Source organism: Ruegeria sp. CDSA193 (assembly GCF_059611885.1).
In genome coordinates, this window is sequence record NZ_JBXWPN010000001.1 from 173,981 (window position 1) to 194,699 (window position 20,719).

A 20,719-nucleotide genomic window follows, 5' to 3' on the forward strand; every position below is an offset into this window, starting at 1 on the left:
GATGTTACTTCCTCGGTGTCAGAAAGGACCGATCCGAATCGCCGGTTACGAAATTGACGATTTCGCGGACATATTCGCTTTCGGCATCTTCACCCAAGCGCTTGGCGCGGTCCATAAAAGTTCCGTCACCATCGGACAATTCGCGAAACGCTGCGCGTAAAGCTGAAATATCAGCTCGTGCGACACCACGCCGTTTGAGGCCAACAAGATTCAGGCCGTCCAGCTCGCCGCGAGGCGCTTGAACAAGCCCATAGGGAATCACGTCGTTGGGCACCATCGTCAGCGCGCCGATAATCGCCCCTCGGCCCACACGAACCCATTGATGCAAACCCGAAATCCCACCGACGATAACATCGTCTTCGATAATGCAATGTCCCGCCGCACCAGAATGGTTCACCATGATCACGCGATTCCCAATCTGAACGTCGTGAGCCACGTGAACACCAGCCATCAGCAAACAGTCATCGCCAATCCGGGTTACACCGCCACCGCCGTCTGTTCCAGAATTCACTGTTACATGTTCACGGATACGGTTTCGTTTGCCAATTTCCAACCGCGTATCTTCACCGCCGAACTTAAGGTCTTGCGGGATTTCACCGATGACCGAAAAATTGAAGATTATGGTGTCTTCATCCACCTCGGTGTCACCGGTAACAACAACATGCGACTTCAGTTCTACCCGGTCTTTCAACCGCACCCTTGAACCAACAAAACAAAAAGGGCCGATGACACAGCCCTCTCCGATCTGAGCACCGTCTTCGATGATTGCGCTAGGGTGAATGCCACTCATGTTGTCTTTTCCATGTCCCAATCAACATAGGCTGAGAACTCAGCTTCGGCTGCGACCTCTCCATCAACCGTGGCCCTGCCAGAGAACTTGAAAATCTTGCCACCCTTCTTGCCGCGCACAGTTTCAACATGCATCTCGAGCACGTCACCGGGCACGACTTTGCGGCGGAACTTGCACTTGTCGATATTCATGAAATAGATCAACAAGTCGCTGTCGATGACATCCATCCCAACGCCAAGCATAACACCTGCGGTCTGCGCCATTGCTTCAACAATGGTCACACCAGGCATGATCGGCGTACCAGGAAAATGGCCCTGGAAATGCGGCTCGTTCATAGTGACGTTCTTGATGCCGACCGCTGACTGATAGCCTGAAATCTCGACCACCTTGTCGACCAGCAGAAACGGATAGCGGTGCGGCAATATCCGTTGAATCAGCTGAATGTCGGCGCTTTTGGTGTCCGTGCTCATAGTTCTGATATCCTGTTCTGGATTTCTCTTTTCAATGTGGTTAGCAACACCGCGACCCGAGGGCAAGCAAACCTATTCGCCTGTACCTTCGTCAAGTGTTGTTCCATCACCAATGGCTGTATCAATTCGGGTGATGGCGGCATCTGTCACATCGGACAGATCCGAACTGAGAAACACGCTGGAGCGTTGAATAATGACCGAGGCGCCAGATTCGCGCAAAAGATCGATCAAAACTGGGCGGGCGAGTTCAAAAAACATCTGTTGTGCATCTTCACTGCGACGCGCAAGGGCATCAAGCTTGGCGCGCTGCCCTTCTCGGTGGTTCTGAACCTTTCTGTCGAACGCCTCTGCGAGGGGACGAAATTCTTTAGCAGACAGAGAGGCGCGCTTTTCGGTGAGGTCCTTCTCCTCCGCGCTGAGCTCTGCAACGATCCGCTCGTTCTCAGCAGCCAACAGAGCCCCTTCTGCTTCGATCTCACTGAGAATGCGACGTCCAAACGCCGAGTCAGAAAACAGCCGTTCGCTGGAGATTGTCAGGACGCTGGCTTGTGTTACGCCAAGCTGCTGTCCGGTAACCGGTCCTGCCAGGGTTAAGGTCAGAAAAAGACACAGGGCCCGAATGGGGCCCTGCATATAGGTTTGAAGACTACCTCGCATCCGAGATCAGAACCTCGCCTGAATGGTCAGGTCGAAATTCTGTTCCTTGTCAAAGTCCTCTTTCTTGAGCGCTTGCGAAAAGTTAAAGCGCAGCGGGCCAAACGGTGTTTCCCATAGGACTGCAACACCCAGAACATGACGGATAGACCCATCCGCACCGACAATGTTGGCACCCGAAGTGTTTACATCGTCGATATTGTACAGGTTACCGAAATCATAGAACACGCCTCCACGCAGGCCCAATTCTTCGGGCAAGCCCAGAGGAAAGTCCGATTCCAGACGCGCGACCCAATAGTAATTCCCGCCGATAGCGTCATCCTGACCATTTGACAGATCCCGTGGCCCCAAACCCGCTGGCTCGAACCCGCGGAATTTATTGGGGCCCAACACAAAGCGATCCAACGTCCGGCTGAAATCGTTGCCAGTCCAGTGCATTGCACCCATTTCAAGCGATGCACGAAGAACGACTTCTTCACTCAGAACGCGTGTTTGGGCAATCCCGCGTGCGCTGGTTTTGTAGAACTTGTTGTCTCCACCCAGTCCAGCGGCATCCAGGCCAACCTCAAACAGAACACCGGCATTGGGGTTAAGCCCACCAAGGCGGCTGTCATATACATAGGACACACCCAGAGAACTGGTCGTGCGTTCACCCTGATCAATCTCAGAGGCGATGACCGCGCCGTTTGCCTCGTTGTCCTGCTGCTTCATCTCGCTGTTTTCCCAGGCATAGCGTACGCGCAACGAAGACAGCTCTCCGATCGCATAGCTCAACTGAGGGTTAAAGAACACACGCTCGGTGTTATAGCTGGCAAAACTGGAGTCGGTCGACGCCAAACCCAGACCAAGATCAAAGCGAAGCTTGCGGCCCAAAAGATAGGGTTCGGTGAAATTCAGGGAGTACTCTTCTGAATCCTGTGCGGTCGAAATCGTAACCCCGACGGTCTGTCCACGGCCTAGAAAGTTTGACTCACTTAGGCCGATCGCAATGCCGAAACCGTCAGAGATCGAGTAGCTACCACCGAGGCTGAGCGAGCCTGTTGGCTGTTCTTCGACGTCGACATCCACGATCACTTGGCTGGGCGTCGAACCCTCGCGCGGTTCAACGTCAGCGACAGCGAAATAGCCCAATGCCCGGATACGTTCAGCCGCCTGCCGAATTTCTCGCGGGTTGAACGGGTCACCCTCGACGGTGTCGAATTGACGACGGATCACGCGGTCAAGCGTTGTGGTGTTGCCCTCGATGTCGATACGCTCGACAAAGATACGCGGTCCTTTGGTCAGAACGAATTCAACATCCAGCGTCAAATCACGTGCATTGCGCGTGACGCGCGGCTCAACCCGCAGAAAGTCCACCCCTTGCCGAATGCCCAAACGCTCTTGCCTGGCGATAGAGTTTTCGACCAGTGAAGGAGAATAGGTGACACCCGGCTTGACCTTGAGTGCGGCCTGATATTCGGCCGCATCCACACCGGGTATTTCGCTTACGGTGGTGATCTTGCCGAATGAGAATTTCTGACCTTCGGTTACATTCATCACCAGGAAAAACGCGTCGCGCTCACGTGTGAATTCAACATTGGCGCTGTTGACGCGGAAATCGACATAGCCACGCGATAAGTAGAAATCACGGATGACTTGTTTGTCGAACTCGATCCGGTCAGCGATAAAAGTATCGCCCCGCAGGAATGTACGCAGGAAATTGGCTTGCTTGGTTTCAAGCACACGGCGCAGACGCCGGTCGGAATAGGCCCGGTTGCCAACAAAGCTTACGCGCTCAACCTCGATCGTCGTACCTTCGGAGATTTCAAAAACGAGGTCTACCCGATTGTCGCTGCGGCGGATGATTCTGGGGATGACGGTTGCTGCAACACGTCCTTGAGCCAAATAGATTTCGGCAATCATGTCTGCGTCAGCTTCAGCGACCTGAGGTGTAAAGACCCGGCGGGGCTGAGACGAAACGGCATTGAGCAACAGCTCATCCTTAAGCCTCTTGTTACCCTCGATGCTGATCTGGTTGATCGTAGGATATTCCTGAACTTTGATGACCAAAGTGCTGCCACGAGGGGTCAAATCGACTGTTTCAAAAACACCACTGTCAAGCAGCCGTTGGAAGGCATCGTTGAGTTGTCCTGCTGTCACCGTCTGCCCAGGTTCGATTCCCGAACGTGCGATGATTGTCGATGTCTCGATGCGCCTGTTCCCCTCAACTTCGAACGAGTTGATGGTGTAGCTTTGCGCCTGAGCAGCCTGCGGCAGTGACAGCAAACTAACTGTGGCAAATAAGAAAAAGAATGTTAGGGCCTGCCACAAAATCTTGTTTACCGGCTTTTGCCCCCCGCAGGATGTGCCTGCGCCTCGCCTGTCGGTCATATTTTTCTCTACCCAGAATTTTAAGACTTTAAAGCTGAGTAACGGGATTGTCTGGCCTTGTCAAAAGCCGAAAAACAGAAAGCGGCCCATTGGGCCGCTGTTCAGCAAATAAAAAGAAAGGAACAGAATCACATGGTGATCAGATAAGCGCATCCACCCATAGCCAACGCAGTCGCGCCGAAAAACAAGATCGAGTCCCAGTTCAGCGCAAGCAGGAAGCTAAAGCTGCGATATGATTTTTTGATAGCATTCGCCATGATCGCCTCTGACAGACAAAATTATGAAACGAACACATCCTATGAGGGAATTGGGGCGGAATTGCGACTAGATTGTGCAAGCTCCGCCCAAATCAACAGAATAGGTCATTTGAGACGGAAAACAGCATCAGAGCCAGAATGATTGACACTCCGATGCCCATCAAAATCCGCAGCGCTTTGTCGCTGGGTGGTTTCCCCGAGATGGCCTCATATGCGTAAAATACCAAGTGTCCTCCATCCAAAGCCGGAATCGGAAACAGGTTCAGCAAACCGACAGCAGTTGACAGAACGGCGATAAAGAAGATGAAGTTCTGCGCTCCCTGGCTGGCCATCGCACCCGAGGTTTCGGCGATTCCGATCGGGCCGGACATGTTGCAGGTGCTGATCGCTCCGGTCACCATGTGCCAGATACCTGAAAGAGACCCGTCAATAATTCGCAATGTTTGTCGCACACCGCCGCCAAGAGATGTCAGGATGCCCGCCCTTTCGGTTGCAGGTTCTAGCATCATGCCGCCGACGATCCCGATCCTCCAATGCGTTACAAAACCACCATCAGACTGCGGCTCATCCGTGCGGCGTGGAGCCAGGGCAAACTCCAGTTCCGCTCCGTCACGCCAGACATTCAACAGCAGTGGCCGCCCATCAGAGCTTTCCACATGGTCCTTGAGCTGTTCAAAGGCATAAACCGGGTCGCCATTAACCGCTGTTATGACATCCCCCTGTGCCAAGCTGATATCCATTGCTGCGCTGCGCGGAACAACCTGTTGAATCAGGGGGGGGAACAGCCAAGGTGCGGAAACGTCCAATGTGTCACCGTCACGAAGAACTGTGTAATCAAGTACGGGGTCAACGGGCAAAGAGTCTACGAACTCGCTCCACGATCCTTCTTGCTCGAAATCTGGCAGGTCAATACCTGCAATCGCGTGGATTTCATCACCTTCACGCAGCTCTTGCACTGTCCCCGGCAGAGGATGCAGAGACCCAACGGTCAGAGGGTCTCTGGTTGCGCCTTGCGTAAAGAAAATTAGGGCAAAGACCAGTATCGACATTGCGAAATTAAAGATTGGCCCTGCCGCAACAGTTGCCGTCCTGGCCCAAAGTGGCGCGCCATGCATTGTGCGGCGCAGCTCCTCCGGGCTTTGCTCAGAAATTTCAGACATAGCCGCTTCGTCTTTGCCGGATGCTGCATTGGCGTCACCCAAAAACTTGACATACCCGCCGAATGGAAGCGCTGCGATCTGCCAGCGCGTTCCTCTTTTGTCGATACGGCTCCAGAGTACGGGACCGAAACCGATTGAGAACACTTCGGCGTAGATGCCGGACCAACGGCCAACGATGTAATGCCCGTATTCATGTACGGCTACGATGGCGGATAACGCGATCACAAAGGCGAATATGGTGTAAATCAAATTGCCGAATTGTGGGATCAGTGAGAGTACGTCCAATTTATTTTCCTGCTCGTTGCGCAACGGCGTTATCGACCCATATACGTGCCAGATGGTCGGTTTGCAGCACGTTATCAAGGGTCATTGGGGCGTCAATATGGTTGTCTTGTGCATCGAAACGATCCAAGACGGCGGCCACGATGTCTGCCATATCAAGGAAACCAATGCGACCTGCAATGAAATGGTCGAGTGCACATTCTTTGGCTCCGTTGAAAACCGCTCCGGACAGCCCGCCCCGCTCCATGACGTCGCGCGCTAACCGCAAAGCCGGATATCGGTTTTCGTCTGGTTCCTGAAATCGCAACTGTCCCAGCTTTGCAAGGTTCAGCCTTTCGACCGGAAGGGTCTGACGTTTTGGCCAATTCAGGGCATATCCGATCGCGTGGCGCATATCTGGCGCGCCCATATGGGCCATAACCGCGCCATCGTTAAACCCGACCATCGCATGAACGATGGATTCCGGATGCACAATCACTTCGATCATATCCGGGGATATTCCGAAGAATTCGCGTGTTTCGATCACCTCGAGCGCCTTGTTAAACATCGAAGCGCTATCAATCGTGATCCGCTGCCCCATATTCCAGTTCGGGTGGCTCGAGGCCTGCTCAACCGTGGCTGAGGCCAATTTGCTCAGTGGCCAATCCCGGAAGGCGCCGCCGCTGGCAGTGATGATGATACGCTCGACCGATGCCATATCTTCACCGACCAGAGCCTGAAAAACGGCAGAATGTTCGCTGTCCACCGGTAGCAATCGGGCATTGTGCTTTCGGGCAGTATCCAGAACCAAAGAACCCGCGCAGACAAGCGTTTCTTTATTCGCCAAAGCCAGCGTCGCGCCCTGTTCAAGCGCCGTCAGCCCTGGTTGCAACCCCGCAGCCCCAACGATGGCAGACATGACCCAGTCAGCCGGTCGCGCCGCAGCTTCGGCCAGAGCATTCGCGCCGGCGGCGACCTCGACATCAGAACCGGCCAAGGCCGCTCGCAGGTCCTCAAGCCGGTCTGGGTGGGCTGTAATCGCGATATCCGCCTTCAAACGTTTGGCGTCACGCGCAAGTTGTTCGATATTGGCTCCACCGGTCAGGGCGACAACATCATACGCTGATGGATTTCGGTCAATCAGATCTATCGTGTTTTGCCCGATAGAACCCGTCGCGCCAAAAACAGAGATTTTGCGCATCACATGGCTCCGGGGGAATAAATCAACCCCACAAGCAGAACGAACAGAGCGGCCCCCATCATCCCATCGAATCGATCAAGGAAGCCGCCATGGCCGGGAATCAGGTTCGAACTGTCCTTGACGCCGAATTTTCGTTTGGCCGCGCTTTCGACAATATCGCCGGCCTGGCTGGCCATTGACGCCAGAACCGAGATCACGATGAACCAAGTTCCGAAGCCGCCGTAAGCCGCAAAGGCTAAGCCAACAATGGCAGCCGCTACCCAGCCTCCTGCTGTTCCCGACCACGTCTTTTTCGGGCTGAATCGTGGCCAGAATTTTGGTCCACCCAATGCCTTTCCGACAAAATATCCGGCGACATCCGTGGCGACGACGACCGATATCAGCCAGACCATCCAGACAAATCCCATATTCGTCCGGATTGAGATAAAGCCCAGCCCCGCGGCCGCGATCCACAGCGCGAAGAGAGTATAGATACCCCGGTACCGGCTGACCTGCCCTGCCCCGACCAGTGCCGGAGCAAGCAAGAAGGGAAGTTTGTAGAGTGCCGGAAGATGGTAACTCAGCACCACCGCAAAACCGGTCAATATGGCAAGCTGGATCGCAACAGCTTTCCTGCCCGGGTCGATCATACGGACCAGTTCCCAGGTCATCAGCCCGCAAGCAATGGAAATGAAGGCTTCGAACCACAGACCGCCCAGCCAGACCTCGACAGCGCCAACGGCAACAAGGACTCCCGCCGACAATACGCGGGCAGTCAGGTCGGACCAGCGCCCGTCACTCATGCCGGTACAGCTCCGAACCGTCGGTCGCGGCTGCCATAGCTCCGGCACAGGCGCTCAAGCTCTGCCGCAGTGAAGTCTGGCCAGAGCGTGTCGATGAATTCGTATTCCGAATAGGCGGATTGCCATAACAGAAAATTGGAAATACGCGCCTCGCCGCTGGTTCGGATCACCAGATCAGGATCGGGAAGAACATGTGTGTCCAGATATTTCGGCAGCGTTTCTTCGTCTACATCATCAGGATGTAAGCGCCCGTCAGCGACATCCTGGGCCAGACGTTTGGTAGCCCGCGCGACTTCATCCCGACCGCCATAGTTCAACGCAATGGTAAGGTGAACCAAATCATTTCCCTCGGTCTCGGCCTCAAGCGTATCCATCAATTCGATCAGTTTGGCATCCAACCTGACCCTGTCACCGATGAAACGCACCCGAACACCCGAGTCTCGGAGCGTCCGGGTTTCCTTGATAATATAGCGCCGAAACAAGCTCATCAGACCGGCAACTTCGACCTGAGTGCGTTTCCAGTTCTCGGTCGAAAACGCAAAAACAGTCAGATATTTAATACCAAGCCTCGGGCAGGCCGCGACCACATCGCGCACACGTCTTGCCCCGGCGTGGTGGCCAAACAGACGAGGTCGCCCGCGGGCCTGCGCCCAGCGACCATTACCATCCATGATGATCGCGACATGCTGGGGCCCTCTTTCGGGCATGGTATGCGAGGAAGAGGGCATCACCCGGTCTCAGACCTGCATGATTTCTGCCTGCTTGGTCTCAAGCGCGGCATCTACTACCTTGATCATCTGATCGGTTAGATCCTGCACTTCGCTTTCCCAAAACTTCTGGTCATCTTCGGACATACCGTCGGCCTTGGCCTTCTTGATCTGATCCATCCCGTCGCGGCGCACATTCCGGATCGAGACCCGTGCGTGTTCGGCATATTGCCCGGCGACTTTGCCCAACTCGCGACGGCGTTCTTCGTTCAGTTCCGGGATCGGTAGCATGATGATCGTTCCGTTGAGCTGAGGGTTGATGCCCAGCCCACTTTCACGGATCGCTTTTTCCACTTTGCCAACCAGCCCTTTATCCCAGACATTGACCGTTACCATACGCGGCTCGGGCACATTGACCGTTCCCACCTGGTTGATCGGCGTCATCGAACCATAGGCATCGACCATCACCGGCTCGAGCATCGAGGCCGAGGCGCGCCCGGTGCGCAGCGATGCAAATTCGGTTCTGAGGTTTGACATTGCGCCGTCCATGCGGCGCTTCAGGTCGTCTGTGTCCAGTTCGAAATCGTCAGACATTCTGCTCACTCCCCGTCTTCAGGTACTGTTTGCATGGCTCATAAGCCATTCAATTTGGGATGTATAGCAATGATGATCCGTATTTACGCCATTGACCAGAGGTGTTTGCCGGATTTTCCCGAACCTGCAGCCACAAAATTAACCGACCGCAAATCAAAGCGGTCGGTCAGACATATTCATTCCGGATCAGGTGTTTACGTCTACGACAACACGACCTTTAACCTGACCTTGCAGGATATCCGCCCCTAATTGGGGCAGATCGCTCAGCTTTGCGGGGTGGATCATCGCCTCAAGCTTGTCCATCGGAAGGTCGGTTGCTATCCGCTGCCAGGCCCGCAGCCGATTTTCATAAGGCTGCATCACGCTGTCGATCCCCAACAGGTTCACACCGCGTAAAAGGAACGGGATAACAGTTGCCGGAAGGCCCGCGCCGCCAGCCAACCCCACGGCCGAGACCGAAGCGCCGTATTTCATCTGCCCCAGAACGCGTGCCAGCATTGCGCCACCGACCGCGTCCACACAGCCAGACCATGCCTCGCTTTCCAGGGGGCGCTTAGTTGTCTCGTTCAACTCTTCGCGTGGCACAATGGTCGTGGCGCCCAAAGACTTCAGGTAATCGCTGGTTTCCGGTCGTCCGGTGACGGCTGCCACTTCGTATCCCAAATTGGCAAGAATCGCCGTCGCGACCGAACCAACACCACCTGCTGCCCCTGTAACCAAAACCGGACCCTGCCCCGGTTTCAGCCCATGATCCTCAAGTGCCATAACCGCCAGCATCGCGGTGAAACCAGCGGTTCCGACGGCCATCGCCTGGCGGGCCTCCAACCCATCGGGCAGCGGAACCAACCAATCGGCACGGGCATTGGCTTTTTGTGAGTACCCACCCCAATGCGCCTCACCGACACGCCAACCGGTCAGGACCACTTTGTCACCCGGTTTATATCGCTCATCCGAAGACGACTCGACCGTCCCCGCATAGTCGATGCCAGGAACATGCGGATAGCTGCGTACCAGCCCCCCGCCTTTGGGCGACAGGCAAAGACCATCCTTATAATTTACCGTTGAATACTGAACCGCCACGGTAACCTCACCCTGCGGCAGATCCCCTTCCGAAAGCTGTTGAACCGAGGGGCTGGCCAGCCCGCTTTCCTCGTCTTTTTCCATCACCAGTGCGTTGAACATCAAAATGTCCTCCTGTTTTGGACGTCAGAGTACAGCCCCGACCCCGTGTAATATCCTGTTTCTCGACCCGATGCGGCGTTTTCGATCAGATCCAGAATTTTTCCCTTACAGTCGCCTCACGCATACCGTCGGGCGTTTCGACCTCTATCTTCGTGCCTTCGTCCCAATGGCTGAGCTTGAGCATCCCAATGGAAACATTGGTGTTGAAATCCGGAGACCAAGCGGCAGAAGTGATTTGACCGACCCGTTTCCCCTGAGCGTATACCGACCATGGAGCAACGCAGGCACCAACGGCCGGCCCAGCGATTTCAATCGGACGGATTTGCTGGATCGGCCCTTCTTTCGCGACCCGCAACAATGCGTCCCGGCCAATGCAGCCAATCGCCGTGTGTGTGTTACAGAACTTGCCCAGGCCACATTCATGTGGGGTGTTGTCGTCGGTCATATCGTTTCCGTAGGACAGCAACCCAGCCTCAATGCGTTCGATCAGGTTGGGACAACCTGCGCGTACGTTCAAATCCTCGCCCGCCGAAAACAGCGCATTCCACAGCGTCATTCCGATATCGCTGCCCTCGACATAAATCTCGAACCCGCCCTGCTTTGAATACCCTGACCTGGCGATGGCCAGATCGCGGCCCGCAAATTCGAACATGTCGAATTTGAAGAACCGGATATCTTTGACGCGCTCGCCGAATACGCGGGACATCAGCTCATCCGCCATCGGACCTTGTATGGCCAGGGGTGAGACGTCCGGCTCATCCACTAGAACATCCAGCCGATAGCCGTTCGCGATTCCTTTGACCCATAACAACAAATCGCTATCCGCGATTGAGATCCACCAACGGTCCTCGGACAGTTTCACCGCAACCGGATCATTCAACATGCCACCGGTCTCATCAACGATAGGGACGTAATAGCATTGGCCGGGCAACATGCCTCTCAAATCGCGTGGCGTCAGCATTTGCATAAGGCGTGCCGCGTCGGGACCTCTGAGTTCAACCTGTCGCTCACACGAGACATCCCAGACCTGCACATGCTTTTTCAAGTGCCGGTAATCAGCCTCGACGCTGTCGAATACAGTTGGCAATAGCATCCGGTTATAAACCGTGAATGCCTTAACGCCTGCGGCTTCGACCCCTTCGGAAAAAGGTGTGCGCCGCAACCGGCGAGAGAAGGAAATATTGGCCACTCAAGCCTCCTCGGGCATAATGCCAGATCACAATTCGAAGCCTGCGGTCCCGTCAGCATCTGGTGCAGCAGGCCGCGATGGCGTGTCTGGCGATTGAAAATTTGGATCACGTATTGCACGTAATCCTTTGTGATTTCGTATTATTTCGGCCCCTGCCAGTCGATTGGGCAGATTTCGGCGGATTTTCCACCGAAATCCCAGACCCGACCGTAATCGCGGACCTTGGATTTGGTGCCGCGCGCCACGATAATGTCCGGTCCCATCCAGTATTTCGAGTTTGAGACCATCACCGGATGCTCGGGGTCTTTGCCCGCCAACATCTCGATTTCGCCCTGGATTTTCCGACCAATCATGATGCGGCGCTTGGTCCCGTCGCGTTCGATCTGAACCGGGGCACGTTCGGCCCCGATAATTTCGCTGACCAGCATGGTAAACAAGCCAGTCGTGCCCCCGGCCTGTCCGCTGAAAATTTGGAGCAGTCCGTTATAGGCCTTGCCGCTGGCTCGTTCGTCGACATAGGCGGCAACTTTCCACTGCCCCTCACCCATGCGACCCGGAATATCGACCAGAAGGCCAACATTGAGGCCCGACAGGTCCTCGCCCTCGAAATGGCCTTCATCGATGACAATTCCCATCCAGGCATGACAATGACCCTCGGTCGGAGGATGCGCGCCCAGCGATACGACACAGGGGCAGAACAGATCGCACGAGCAGTTAAGGATCAGCTCTCCCTTGATCGCCCAATTCGTCGGGCTCATCTCACGCCGCTTGGGGTTGGGCATACGGCTGTCGATACGTTGGCTGATCGGCAGGCGATCTGCCTCTGGTTTTTTATTCTTAGCCAATAGCTTATCCTCCATAGATAAAGGGGTACACGAGCAAGGCACCGCCGCCCGCGATAAGAGCAAATCCCAGCGGTCGTGTAATCACGTGACCGATCTGGGGTAGTTTTTCGAGAACCATGAAAAAGGTCGCCAGACCCATCCACAGCAGGCTCATGACGCCACCCACAAAGCCGAGCGCCATAAAGCCCCAGCAGCATCCGACGCAGAACGCGCCAAGGCCCAGCCCCATGCGAAAACCGCCTGAAAACCCGGTTTTCCAGTGGCCAAGGAAATAGGTCATTGGCGCATGGCAGACCCCATGGCACAGCTCTTTGACGCGGGTGAATTGAAAGGCGCCGACGGCGATCATCAACCCGCCCGCAACAAGCCCGGATTTCGCAATGCCCAGCATGTCGACAACGCCGCCAAACAGCAGAACCAGTTGCACCCCGGTAATGAGCGCGGCAAACCCGACCCAGACCACGAAGTAGCCAATCAAGACACCAATCCAGCCGGAGCGTGTGCCATTTGCACTGCGGATTAGATCGTCGTAGCTGCGCAGAGTTGGAATAATGGTCGGCAACATCATTGCGGCCATCATGATGGCCCACATCCAAAACAGCGGGCCGAACTCTGCCATGGGCATATACATGTCCATCCTGGGGTCCATGGCGCGCATCGCCTGCCCCATTGCTCCGGGACGGCCGATCCAATCCAGATCCATGGCGCGGTTCATCACGAACATCATCCACCACGCCCACAGGATCAGAGCGTAGAATCCCAGCCAAAACCCATTACGTAGAACTGCGCGACTCACTTGTTCCTCCCGACTCAGTCCTTGCAATTCAAATGTCAGACTTTTAAATGTCAGACAAATGAAAATTTGCCTGCGGCCCTGCTCAAAATGAAAATCGACCCCAAGAAACCTGCTGATCTTTCGGTTCAGATCGCCCAATCAATCCGAGATGCGATCATATCGGGTCGGTTGATTGTAGATGAACGCCTGCCTTCTGAGGCGGAACTGTCCGACCAGTTTCAGGTGTCCCGACCAACCGTGCGTGAGGCCCTTAAACGCCTTGCGGCACAGTCCCTGATCCGCACCCAACGTGGCGCGACGGGCGGCGCATTTGTCAATCGGCTGAGCTATCAGGATGCGTATTCCCAACAGATCACCACATCCACGTTGCTGCTGTCCATGAACGCGGTCAGTTTTGAAACGGCTTGCGAGGCTCGGTATTCGCTGGAACGCGCCTGCGCAACTTTGTCAGCCGAACGCAGGACGGCGGATCATCTGGCGACGATGCGTGCCGAGATATTTCGGCAGGCTCAACCCGGGCTGACAGACGAAGCCTTTTGCGCCTCGGATGTGACCTTTCACCGGGCATTGGTCGATGGGGCCGGCAATCCGGTGTTGTCCTATCAACTGGCCGGCGCCGTCGAGGCGATGCAGCCTTTGATGAACATGATCACGTTTACGGCGCGGTCCCGAGAAGAGATCATCGTATTGCACAACCAGATTGCCGATGCTTTGGATCGGCGGGACGCTGCTGCGGTAGATTCAGCACTGGTGGATCTCGAAGCTTATACCCGTAAGCTTGCCCTGGACGTCGCCAAACAGCGGCGCAAACCAACCGAATGAGGGTACAATGACGTCGATTTTGAATATTGCCGCGGCGGTTCTGACAATCGGTTTCGGCCTCTTTGGGTTTCTAGCACCCGCTTGGACCGCGGCCTCGCTGGACCTGGCGCCTACGAACAGCACCATGGGGTTAAGCGAATTGCGCGCTTCGGTCGGTGGGCTTTTTGTTGTCACCGGAATTGCGGTCATTTGGCTGAACACTCCCATGGCCTATGCGATGTTGGGCGTTGTTTATGCCGGCGCAGCCTTGGGCCGGTTTGTTTCCGTCATTCTGGATCACCCCCCTTTGATCAAAGCGATGACATTTGGGGGAATCGAGCTGATATTGGCGCTGTGGCTGATCCTGGCAAACATTAACCGAACAAGCTAAGACGTTATTATATAATCCGTCTTTTCGTTGAAGTATGGGGTTTGCTTTCCCCTTGTGGCTCACCTATATAAGGGATGTCCTTCGGGACTATGGACATAAACGCGCTCGTAATAAGCGGATCGGACCCGGGGGCGGTACCCGGCGGCTCCACCAACATCCTTCATTTGAGGATCGCGGGGCCGAAATAGGATCGACGAACGTCTAAAGGGGTTAGCTTTGTCTCGGCGGGGTGCCACCGTACCGGCCCAAACAGTACAATTGCAAATGACAATCGTGCTCCGGTTGCAGTTGCTGCGTAAGCAGTAGCAAGACCGAAACTTAAGCCCTTGCGCCTAGCAGCGTAAGGCGGGGTTCGCAGGTACCTGGCAACAGAAACCTGCATTTTCCCTTAAATGTCTGCTGTTTAACCCTGTCTGTGTTCACGTTCAGAGTTTGTTCACTCATTCGCGTCATGCTCGGCCCGTGAGGAAAAGGAGAGCTGGGATGTCACACGCAGATATACTCAGAGAATGGTATTCAGAGGTTTGGGAAAACGGAAATACCGATGCGATTGATCGGTATTTCGCGCCGGAAACGACAGCCGAAGGACTGATTCCGGAAATGCAGGTGGGGGCCGATGATTTTCGGGATCTGGTCATGGCGTTTCGCCACATTCTGGGCGATATCCATGTTGAGCTGCCCAAAATCATCGAAAATGGCGATTGGGTATCGGCGATATTGCAGGTCAGCACAACACGCGCCGATAACGGCGCACCACTGCAGGCCTCTGGCAGTATGATTGGCCGCATTAAAGAAGGTCGTATTGTCGAGGCGTATAACCAGTTTGACTTCATTTCCTTATTTGAACAGCTTGGTCAGTTTCCCAAGGACACCCTGCCCGTATGCATGACTGGTCAACGGCTGGACTGGGCCTAGGAAATGAGCTCGCAATCTTGACCCCGACCGGCCTGTCGCGGTAGCAAAGCCTATGGGGTAAGATTGCGAACGCCCCGTGAGGCGACAGCCCAAGTTTCGCATGTATCCGTCGATCACAGGAGACATGCCATGCCTGCGCCTAATGCTATCACACCGAAACAACTGTTACGTCTGATCGGAACGTCCCGGGCGCCTGTTCTAGTGGACATCTGCACTGACACCGATTTTGAACAGGATCCCTATCTGATACCTGGCTCGTTTCGTCATCCGGCGAAGGATCTGGATGGGCTAAAGGGGATCATAGAAAACGTTCCGTGCATCATCATTTGCCAAAAGGGCAAAAAGCTGAGTCAGGCCGTTGTTTCCTGGCTGAGGAGTGAAGGCGTGGCCGCTGAGTATCTGGAAGGCGGCATGTATGCTTGGCGCGAGACGCCCGATGCACCGCGCATCCCATTTGCAGATATACCAGCGTCTCCTTCACTCTGGGTAACGCGCCATCGGCCTAAGATTGACCGCATCGCTTGCCCCTGGTTGATCCGCCGGTTCATCGACCCCAACGCACGTTTTCTGTTTGTTGCCCCATCCGAAGTGGCAAAGGTATCCGAAGTCTTTAACGCCACCCCGTTCGATGTTGAGGGCGTCTGCTGGAGCCATCGAGGGGATAACTGCACATTTGATGCTTTGGTAAAAGATTTCCAACTCGCCACGCCCGCAATGAACAGGCTTGCGACAGTTGTCCGGGCCGCGGATACGAACAGGCATGATCTGGCGCCCGAAGCAGCCGGGCTTCTTGCGGTTTCAGTGGGGCTATCGCGCCTATATAAAGACGACCATCAGGCCATCGAGGCCGGGATGCATCTGTACGATGCCTTGTATCTCTGGGCCCGCGACGGGTTTGACGAGAAACATGATTGGCCGGCAGTCGAGAAATGAGCACACCAACATATCCTGAACTCATCCGAGTGTTCGGCCGCATTGGATTGCTGTCCTTCGGCGGACCCGCAGCTCAGATTTCATTGATGCATCAGGAACTCGTCGAAAAGCGCCCCTGGCTGGATGAGGAAACCTATCTTCGGGCGCTGTCGCTGTGCATGTTACTGCCCGGCCCCGAGGCGATGCAGCTTGCAACCTATTCCGGCTGGCGTCTGCGCGGCGTCTCGGGCGGTATGATCGCAGGCAGCCTGTTTGTTCTGCCCGGTGCGATCATTATCTCAGCATTGGTGACACTATACGCGGCCTATGGCGCGCTTCCTCTGGTGCAGGCCGCGTTTCTGGGCGTGAAAGCTACGGTGATCATCATCGTGCTACAGGCCCTGCGAAACCTGTCCCGCAAAGCGCTGTCGGACGTCTCACATCGTGCGATCTCGGGCCTCGCGTTTCTGGCAATCTTTCTGTTCGACCTCCCCTTCCCCGCGATCATCGCGGCGGCAGCCCTTTGGGGGTATCTGAGCTTCAACGGCGTCGCCGCCCGACCGGTCGACACCCCCACCCCGCGCCTAAGCGAAGTGCTGCGGAACGCGTCGATCTGGTTGGTTCTGTGGCTTGGCCCGTTGTGGCTGTTAAGTCTTTCTGGTCAGAAACTTCTCAGCGATCTTGGCTGGTTCTTTGCCCGCCTCGCAGTTGTGACATTTGGCGGGGCCTACGCTGTTCTAGCTTACATGACGCAGACCGTTGTGGATCAGTATAACTGGATATCCACAGATCAGATGATCGACGCGCTTGGTCTGGCGGAAACGACACCGGGGCCTTTGATTTTGGTAACACAATTTGTCGCTATGCTGACCGGTCAGATCTCGGGCGGATCGATGCTGGCCATCGCCGCAGGTATCGTTGCACTTTGGGCAACATTCGTTCCCTGCTTTCTGTGGATATTCCTCACAGCCCCCTATCTTGACCACATCGCTGCGCGGCCCCGGTTATCGGCGGCCCTGCAAGGTATTACCTCTGCTGTAGTTGGGGTGATTCTCAACCTATCCGTGTGGTTTGCCCTGAATGTGCTGTTTTCAGAACTGCCAAATAGAACCTTTGGACCAATCAGCCTGCCCTGGCCTGAATTGACCTCATTGGATGTGAAAGCCGCTGTGCTGACTGTCTTCGCCGGAGCGTTGATTTTTAAACTTAAATTCGGCATGGCGCTTACGCTAATGGTTATGCTAGCTGCTGGCACCGGCCTGTTTTTTCTCTGAACAGTCAGCGTCTAACCGGCCTTTCGTTTCCAAAGGAATCCCTTATGCTGAGGGAAGCCACTTTTGAGGATGACACATGTCGCAAGACATCGACTATGGGAACCTGATGCACACCGCCATGCGCGGGCTGATCAAGACGGTTCTGACCAGCGTTTCAGAAAATGGCCTGCCGGGTGCGCACCACTTTTTCATTACGTTTGATACCAGGTGTGACGGCGTGGAAATTGCCGACTGGCTGCATGATCGTTATCCGGAAGAGATGACTGTCGTGATGCAGCATTGGTTCGAAAATCTTGAGGTCGGCGATAGCGGATTTGCCATCACGCTCAACTTTGGCGACGCGCCGGAACCTTTGTACATCCCCTATGCCTCGATCAAAACATTCGTCGACCCCTCTGTGGAATTTGGCCTGCGTTTTGAAAGCCCGAATGAAGAGGATGACTTTGATCCGATGGACGATGAGATAATCGAGGTCGAAGAAGAACCGCAACAGCATGACGCTGATGTCGTGTCGCTGGACAGCTTCAGAAAATAGTATATGCGCTGGAAAGCCTCGCGGTTTGCGGGGCTTACTCTTTCGTCAGGAACGTCTCTACGGAACGTGATTTGGTACCGTTGCGGAAACGGGAAAATGACAGGTTCAGACCGCCTTCTGCCAGCGTTCTGTCATATTGCTGCAGCTCATAGCCGCCATTTTCTGCAATGAACAACGAAAACACGGTCAGAGTTTGACCCTCAATCCGGCCCCAGACGAACGGTTCCCCCTGCATCGGATCAAGCGGAACTTCATGGCCGAATACATTGCGCTTCATGGCCGCGGAAAAGATGTCCGATCTGTCCGAGGTCTGAAAATCAATCGAGAATGCCTGTTCCTTGACGCGGCCATTCAGTTTGTAAGTTGTCGTCTTCCAACTAACATTGAACCCGTTCTTCAATTCCTGGATTGACACACTCATATCACGAGGTGTTTCGGTCCCGTTTGCATCGACAACATTGGCAGACCCAACGTAGCTGCCAACAAAGGGCTCAATATCTGCCGCATGAAGCGGATTTACCACCAAGGAGGCCCACAAAACGGTGGCAAAGGAATAGATAATGAATTTCAGGCAAGTGGTCGGGTGATTCAGACGCATTGCGGCCTCCGGCGTGCTCTGACTCTATAGTAGCTCACCCACCGGCGCGTACAATGGCGGTGATGGCGATTGCGACGAGAAAAATGACGCAGCTCTGCGCCTATACCTTTGTCAGGCATAAGTTTATGGTGCGCGCAACTGGCCGATTGCACCGCGACGCTGCTGACTGTAATTGGCATGCAATGGTATACATGACGGAGTGACCGATGTCTCAAACCCGCACCGAATCCGACAGCTTTGGCCCGCTGGAGGTTCCCGCAGACAAATATTGGGGTGCACAGACCCAGCGTTCGATTATGAACTTCCCGATCGGATGGGAAAAACAGCCTGTGGCCATCGTGCGGGCATTGGGTGTGATCAAAAAAGCCTGCGCCATGCAGAACAAGTCGACCGGGAAACTGGACGCGCGGATTGCGGATGCGGTGATTCAGGCCGCGGGTGAGGTTTTTGAAGGTAAGTTCGATGACAACTTTCCGCTGGTCGTCTGGCAAACAGGATCCGGCACCCAGTCGAACATGAACTCTAACGAGGTTATTGCGAACCGGGCTATCGAAATCCTGGGTGGTACAATCGGCACAAAAGACCCGGTTCATCCAAACGATCATTGCAACATGGGCCAGTCCTCCAACGACACGTTCCCGACGGCCATGCATATCGCCACGGGTATGAGCGTTCGGGACGTTCTGCTGCCGGGTCTGGAAAAGCTGGCCTCGGGGCTGGAGCAGAAGGCCGAAGAATTCAAAGACATCATCAAGATCGGCCGGACCCATACGCAGGATGCCACGCCGCTGACACTGGGTCAGGAATTTGGCGGCTACGCCCATCAAATTCGTCAGGGTATCGCACGGGTCAACGCCGCGATGCCGGGAATTTACGAGCTTGCCCAAGGCGGAACCGCTGTTGGCACTGGCCTGAACACCCAAACCGGTTGGAGCGAGGCGGTCGCTGCGAACATGGCGGATATCACCGGCCTGCCCTTTGTGACCGCTCCGAACAAATTCGAGGCGCTGGCCGCCCATGATGCGATGGTTTTCCTGTCAGGCGCATTGGCCACCATCGCTGGTAGCTGCTATAAAATTGCAAATGATATCAGGCTGTTGGGATCTGGACCGCGTTCCGGTCTGGGCGAATTGATCCTGCCAGAGAATGAGCCCGGATCGTCCATCATGCCAGGCAAGGTAAACCCAACACAAGCCGAAGCACTGACACAGGTCGCAGCACACGTCATGGGCAACGATGCCGCCATAAAATTCGCCGGCAGCCAGGGGCATTTCGAACTGAACGTCTATAACCCTATGATGTCCTACAATCTTTTGCAGTCGATCCAGTTACTTGGTGATGCCACAGACAGCTTTACCGAGCGGATGTTGCTAGGCATTCAGGCCAACGAACCACGCATCGAAAAGCTGATGAAGGAATCGCTGATGCTGGTCACCGCGCTGGCGCCAACCATTGGGTACGACAACGCAACGACTGTTGCCAAGACCGCGCATAAAAACGGCACCACCCTTAAGGAAGAGGCCATCGCGCTTGGCTTTGTCGACGCCGAAACCTTTGACGCGGTTGTGCGCCCCGAACAAATGATTGGACCCAAGGACTGATGGCAAAGCCGGTCAATCTGAACCGGTACAGAAAAGACAAGGCGCGGGCCGAGAAAAAGGCCCGCGCGGACCAAAACGCCGTGTCATTCGGGCGCAACAAAGCCGAGAAAGACGCCAGCAAAAAGCATCTGGATAAGTCGCGGCGCGATCTGGACGGACATGAGATCGACAAATGAGCGGACGTCCCATCAAACGCTCATTGACGCTTAAGGGCCATCGAACCTCGGTATCTCTTGAGGACGAGTTTTGGAAAGCCTTTCGTGCCATTGCAGCTGATAAGGATATGGCAATCAATGCCTTAGCTGCGGAAATTGATTTTAACCGTGACCCTGAGGTCGGATTGGCTTCGGCAATACGCGTTTATATTCTGAACTGGTATCGCGGCTGACTTTCCGTTCTTGATTTGGCCTCTGGAAAATGCCTATGCTCACACC

24 protein-coding genes and 1 other RNA gene are annotated in these 20,719 nt (G+C 55.0%); 10 read left to right on the forward strand and 15 right to left on the reverse strand.

Annotated elements, in window-relative coordinates; translation table 11 throughout:
- Positions 1–4: 4 nt before the first annotated feature.
- The 14 genes from lpxA to AC2FLG_RS00970 all read right to left on the reverse strand — a co-directional run bounded on the left by lpxA (position 5) and on the right by AC2FLG_RS00970 (position 13,258).
- Positions 5–790 carry an acyl-ACP--UDP-N-acetylglucosamine O-acyltransferase gene (gene lpxA, locus AC2FLG_RS00905; RefSeq protein ID WP_271947043.1) on the reverse strand — a complete coding sequence of 262 codons (786 nt, stop codon included), beginning with the start codon at positions 788–790 and terminating at the stop codon, positions 5–7.
- Positions 787–1,260, reverse strand: a complete 474-nt coding sequence (gene fabZ, locus AC2FLG_RS00910) for a 3-hydroxyacyl-ACP dehydratase FabZ (RefSeq protein WP_496691266.1) — start codon at positions 1,258–1,260, stop codon at positions 787–789. The genes lpxA and fabZ overlap by 4 nt, the downstream gene beginning before the upstream one ends.
- A gap of 72 nt (positions 1,261–1,332) precedes the next feature.
- Positions 1,333–1,917, reverse strand: coding sequence for an OmpH family outer membrane protein (locus AC2FLG_RS00915; protein WP_496704645.1), 585 nt, complete (start codon positions 1,915–1,917; stop codon positions 1,333–1,335).
- A 6-nt stretch (positions 1,918–1,923) separates the two neighbouring features.
- On the reverse strand, positions 1,924–4,284 hold the full coding sequence (gene bamA, locus AC2FLG_RS00920) for an outer membrane protein assembly factor BamA (RefSeq protein WP_281972129.1): 2,361 nt from the start codon (positions 4,282–4,284) through the stop codon (positions 1,924–1,926).
- A gap of 128 nt (positions 4,285–4,412) precedes the next feature.
- On the reverse strand, positions 4,413–4,541 hold the full coding sequence (locus AC2FLG_RS00925; RefSeq protein WP_271947040.1) for a hypothetical protein: 129 nt from the start codon (positions 4,539–4,541) through the stop codon (positions 4,413–4,415).
- A 92-nt stretch (positions 4,542–4,633) separates the two neighbouring features.
- Positions 4,634–5,986 carry an RIP metalloprotease RseP gene (rseP, locus tag AC2FLG_RS00930; protein ID WP_496693192.1) on the reverse strand — a complete coding sequence of 451 codons (1,353 nt, stop codon included), beginning with the start codon at positions 5,984–5,986 and terminating at the stop codon, positions 4,634–4,636.
- 1 nt (position 5,987) lies between these two features.
- Positions 5,988–7,163, reverse strand: coding sequence for a 1-deoxy-D-xylulose-5-phosphate reductoisomerase (gene dxr, locus AC2FLG_RS00935; protein ID WP_496704647.1), 1,176 nt, complete (start codon positions 7,161–7,163; stop codon positions 5,988–5,990).
- Positions 7,163–7,945 (reverse strand): phosphatidate cytidylyltransferase, encoded by a 783-nt coding sequence (locus AC2FLG_RS00940; RefSeq protein WP_496704648.1) that lies wholly within the window; start codon positions 7,943–7,945, stop codon positions 7,163–7,165. Before AC2FLG_RS00940 ends, dxr begins: the two co-directional genes overlap by 1 nt.
- A complete protein-coding gene (gene uppS / locus AC2FLG_RS00945; protein ID WP_496704649.1) occupies positions 7,942–8,652 on the reverse strand; it encodes an undecaprenyl pyrophosphate synthase in 711 nt (236 codons plus the stop codon). Before uppS ends, AC2FLG_RS00940 begins: the two co-directional genes overlap by 4 nt.
- A gap of 30 nt (positions 8,653–8,682) precedes the next feature.
- Positions 8,683–9,246 carry a ribosome recycling factor gene (gene frr / locus AC2FLG_RS00950; RefSeq protein WP_142633921.1) on the reverse strand — a complete coding sequence of 188 codons (564 nt, stop codon included), beginning with the start codon at positions 9,244–9,246 and terminating at the stop codon, positions 8,683–8,685.
- Positions 9,247–9,432: 186 nt separating this feature from the next.
- Positions 9,433–10,428, reverse strand: a complete 996-nt coding sequence (gene acuI, locus AC2FLG_RS00955) for an acryloyl-CoA reductase (protein ID WP_496704651.1) — start codon at positions 10,426–10,428, stop codon at positions 9,433–9,435.
- Between the two features lie 85 nt (positions 10,429–10,513).
- Positions 10,514–11,617: a dimethylsulfoniopropionate demethylase gene (locus tag AC2FLG_RS00960; protein WP_281994646.1), complete on the reverse strand. Its 1,104-nt coding sequence runs from the start codon at positions 11,615–11,617 to the stop codon at positions 10,514–10,516.
- 140 nt (positions 11,618–11,757) lie between these two features.
- Positions 11,758–12,462 (reverse strand): DUF1326 domain-containing protein, encoded by a 705-nt coding sequence (locus tag AC2FLG_RS00965; RefSeq protein ID WP_142633927.1) that lies wholly within the window; start codon positions 12,460–12,462, stop codon positions 11,758–11,760.
- A 4-nt stretch (positions 12,463–12,466) separates the two neighbouring features.
- A complete protein-coding gene (locus tag AC2FLG_RS00970) occupies positions 12,467–13,258 on the reverse strand; it encodes a DUF2182 domain-containing protein (RefSeq protein WP_496704652.1) in 792 nt (263 codons plus the stop codon).
- 87 nt (positions 13,259–13,345) lie between these two features.
- Here AC2FLG_RS00970 and AC2FLG_RS00975 point away from each other — a divergent pair, with 87 nt between their 5' ends.
- The 7 genes from AC2FLG_RS00975 (at position 13,346) to AC2FLG_RS01005 (ending at position 18,086) form a co-directional block, all read left to right on the forward strand.
- Positions 13,346–14,080 carry a FadR/GntR family transcriptional regulator gene (locus AC2FLG_RS00975; RefSeq protein WP_142633929.1) on the forward strand — a complete coding sequence of 245 codons (735 nt, stop codon included), beginning with the start codon at positions 13,346–13,348 and terminating at the stop codon, positions 14,078–14,080.
- A gap of 7 nt (positions 14,081–14,087) precedes the next feature.
- Positions 14,088–14,450: a DUF4345 family protein gene (locus AC2FLG_RS00980; RefSeq protein WP_496688002.1), complete on the forward strand. Its 363-nt coding sequence runs from the start codon at positions 14,088–14,090 to the stop codon at positions 14,448–14,450.
- 37 nt (positions 14,451–14,487) lie between these two features.
- Positions 14,488–14,833: a transfer-messenger RNA gene (gene ssrA, locus AC2FLG_RS00985) on the forward strand.
- Between the two features lie 100 nt (positions 14,834–14,933).
- A complete protein-coding gene (locus AC2FLG_RS00990; RefSeq protein WP_142633933.1) occupies positions 14,934–15,365 on the forward strand; it encodes an ester cyclase in 432 nt (143 codons plus the stop codon).
- A 129-nt stretch (positions 15,366–15,494) separates the two neighbouring features.
- Complete coding sequence (locus AC2FLG_RS00995; protein ID WP_496700252.1) at positions 15,495–16,298, forward strand: chromate resistance protein ChrB domain-containing protein; 804 nt, start codon at positions 15,495–15,497, stop codon at positions 16,296–16,298.
- Positions 16,295–17,551, forward strand: a complete 1,257-nt coding sequence (chrA, locus tag AC2FLG_RS01000; protein ID WP_496704653.1) for a chromate efflux transporter — start codon at positions 16,295–16,297, stop codon at positions 17,549–17,551. The genes AC2FLG_RS00995 and chrA overlap by 4 nt, the downstream gene beginning before the upstream one ends.
- Before the next feature lie 76 nt (positions 17,552–17,627).
- Entirely contained in the window at positions 17,628–18,086 is a 459-nt protein-coding gene (locus tag AC2FLG_RS01005; RefSeq protein ID WP_496704655.1) for an SspB family protein, read from the forward strand.
- Positions 18,087–18,120: 34 nt separating this feature from the next.
- On the opposite strand, the gene AC2FLG_RS01010 is transcribed toward AC2FLG_RS01005, so the two are convergent.
- Positions 18,121–18,684: a hypothetical protein gene (locus AC2FLG_RS01010; protein ID WP_271947005.1), complete on the reverse strand. Its 564-nt coding sequence runs from the start codon at positions 18,682–18,684 to the stop codon at positions 18,121–18,123.
- Positions 18,685–18,890: 206 nt separating this feature from the next.
- Between AC2FLG_RS01010 and fumC the strand changes: the two genes are divergently transcribed.
- From fumC to AC2FLG_RS01025, 3 genes are read left to right on the forward strand one after another with little or no spacing between them, the layout of a single operon-like run.
- Positions 18,891–20,285 carry a class II fumarate hydratase gene (fumC, locus tag AC2FLG_RS01015; RefSeq protein ID WP_281994652.1) on the forward strand — a complete coding sequence of 465 codons (1,395 nt, stop codon included), beginning with the start codon at positions 18,891–18,893 and terminating at the stop codon, positions 20,283–20,285.
- Positions 20,285–20,461, forward strand: coding sequence for a DUF4169 family protein (locus AC2FLG_RS01020; RefSeq protein ID WP_281972139.1), 177 nt, complete (start codon positions 20,285–20,287; stop codon positions 20,459–20,461). The genes fumC and AC2FLG_RS01020 overlap by 1 nt, the downstream gene beginning before the upstream one ends.
- Positions 20,458–20,673: a ribbon-helix-helix domain-containing protein gene (locus AC2FLG_RS01025; RefSeq protein ID WP_271947000.1), complete on the forward strand. Its 216-nt coding sequence runs from the start codon at positions 20,458–20,460 to the stop codon at positions 20,671–20,673. Before AC2FLG_RS01020 ends, AC2FLG_RS01025 begins: the two co-directional genes overlap by 4 nt.
- The last annotated feature ends 46 nt before the right edge of the window (positions 20,674–20,719 follow it).

What these genes read in the sequence shown, in the direction of transcription:
- lpxA (WP_271947043.1), bottom strand. Translation starts at nt 790, where the DNA reads ATGAGTGGCATTCACCCTAGCGCAATCATCGAAGACGGTGCTCAGATC.
- fabZ (WP_496691266.1), bottom strand. Translation starts at nt 1,260, where the DNA reads ATGAGCACGGACACCAAAAGCGCCGACATTCAGCTGATTCAACGGATA.
- AC2FLG_RS00915 (WP_496704645.1), bottom strand. Translation starts at nt 1,917, where the DNA reads ATGCGAGGTAGTCTTCAAACCTATATGCAGGGCCCCATTCGGGCCCTG.
- bamA (WP_281972129.1), bottom strand. Translation starts at nt 4,284, where the DNA reads ATGACCGACAGGCGAGGCGCAGGCACATCCTGCGGGGGGCAAAAGCCG.
- AC2FLG_RS00925 (WP_271947040.1), bottom strand. Translation starts at nt 4,541, where the DNA reads ATGGCGAATGCTATCAAAAAATCATATCGCAGCTTTAGCTTCCTGCTT.
- dxr (WP_496704647.1), bottom strand. Translation starts at nt 7,163, where the DNA reads ATGCGCAAAATCTCTGTTTTTGGCGCGACGGGTTCTATCGGGCAAAAC.
- AC2FLG_RS00940 (WP_496704648.1), bottom strand. Translation starts at nt 7,945, where the DNA reads ATGAGTGACGGGCGCTGGTCCGACCTGACTGCCCGCGTATTGTCGGCG.
- uppS (WP_496704649.1), bottom strand. Translation starts at nt 8,652, where the DNA reads ATGCCCGAAAGAGGGCCCCAGCATGTCGCGATCATCATGGATGGTAAT.
- frr (WP_142633921.1), bottom strand. Translation starts at nt 9,246, where the DNA reads ATGTCTGACGATTTCGAACTGGACACAGACGACCTGAAGCGCCGCATG.
- acuI (WP_496704651.1), bottom strand. Translation starts at nt 10,428, where the DNA reads ATGTTCAACGCACTGGTGATGGAAAAAGACGAGGAAAGCGGGCTGGCC.
- AC2FLG_RS00975 (WP_142633929.1), top strand. Translation starts at nt 13,346, where the DNA reads ATGAAAATCGACCCCAAGAAACCTGCTGATCTTTCGGTTCAGATCGCC.
- AC2FLG_RS00980 (WP_496688002.1), top strand. Translation starts at nt 14,088, where the DNA reads ATGACGTCGATTTTGAATATTGCCGCGGCGGTTCTGACAATCGGTTTC.
- AC2FLG_RS00990 (WP_142633933.1), top strand. Translation starts at nt 14,934, where the DNA reads ATGTCACACGCAGATATACTCAGAGAATGGTATTCAGAGGTTTGGGAA.
- AC2FLG_RS00995 (WP_496700252.1), top strand. Translation starts at nt 15,495, where the DNA reads ATGCCTGCGCCTAATGCTATCACACCGAAACAACTGTTACGTCTGATC.
- chrA (WP_496704653.1), top strand. Translation starts at nt 16,295, where the DNA reads ATGAGCACACCAACATATCCTGAACTCATCCGAGTGTTCGGCCGCATT.
- AC2FLG_RS01005 (WP_496704655.1), top strand. Translation starts at nt 17,628, where the DNA reads ATGTCGCAAGACATCGACTATGGGAACCTGATGCACACCGCCATGCGC.
- AC2FLG_RS01010 (WP_271947005.1), bottom strand. Translation starts at nt 18,684, where the DNA reads ATGCGTCTGAATCACCCGACCACTTGCCTGAAATTCATTATCTATTCC.
- fumC (WP_281994652.1), top strand. Translation starts at nt 18,891, where the DNA reads ATGTCTCAAACCCGCACCGAATCCGACAGCTTTGGCCCGCTGGAGGTT.
- AC2FLG_RS01020 (WP_281972139.1), top strand. Translation starts at nt 20,285, where the DNA reads ATGGCAAAGCCGGTCAATCTGAACCGGTACAGAAAAGACAAGGCGCGG.
- AC2FLG_RS01025 (WP_271947000.1), top strand. Translation starts at nt 20,458, where the DNA reads ATGAGCGGACGTCCCATCAAACGCTCATTGACGCTTAAGGGCCATCGA.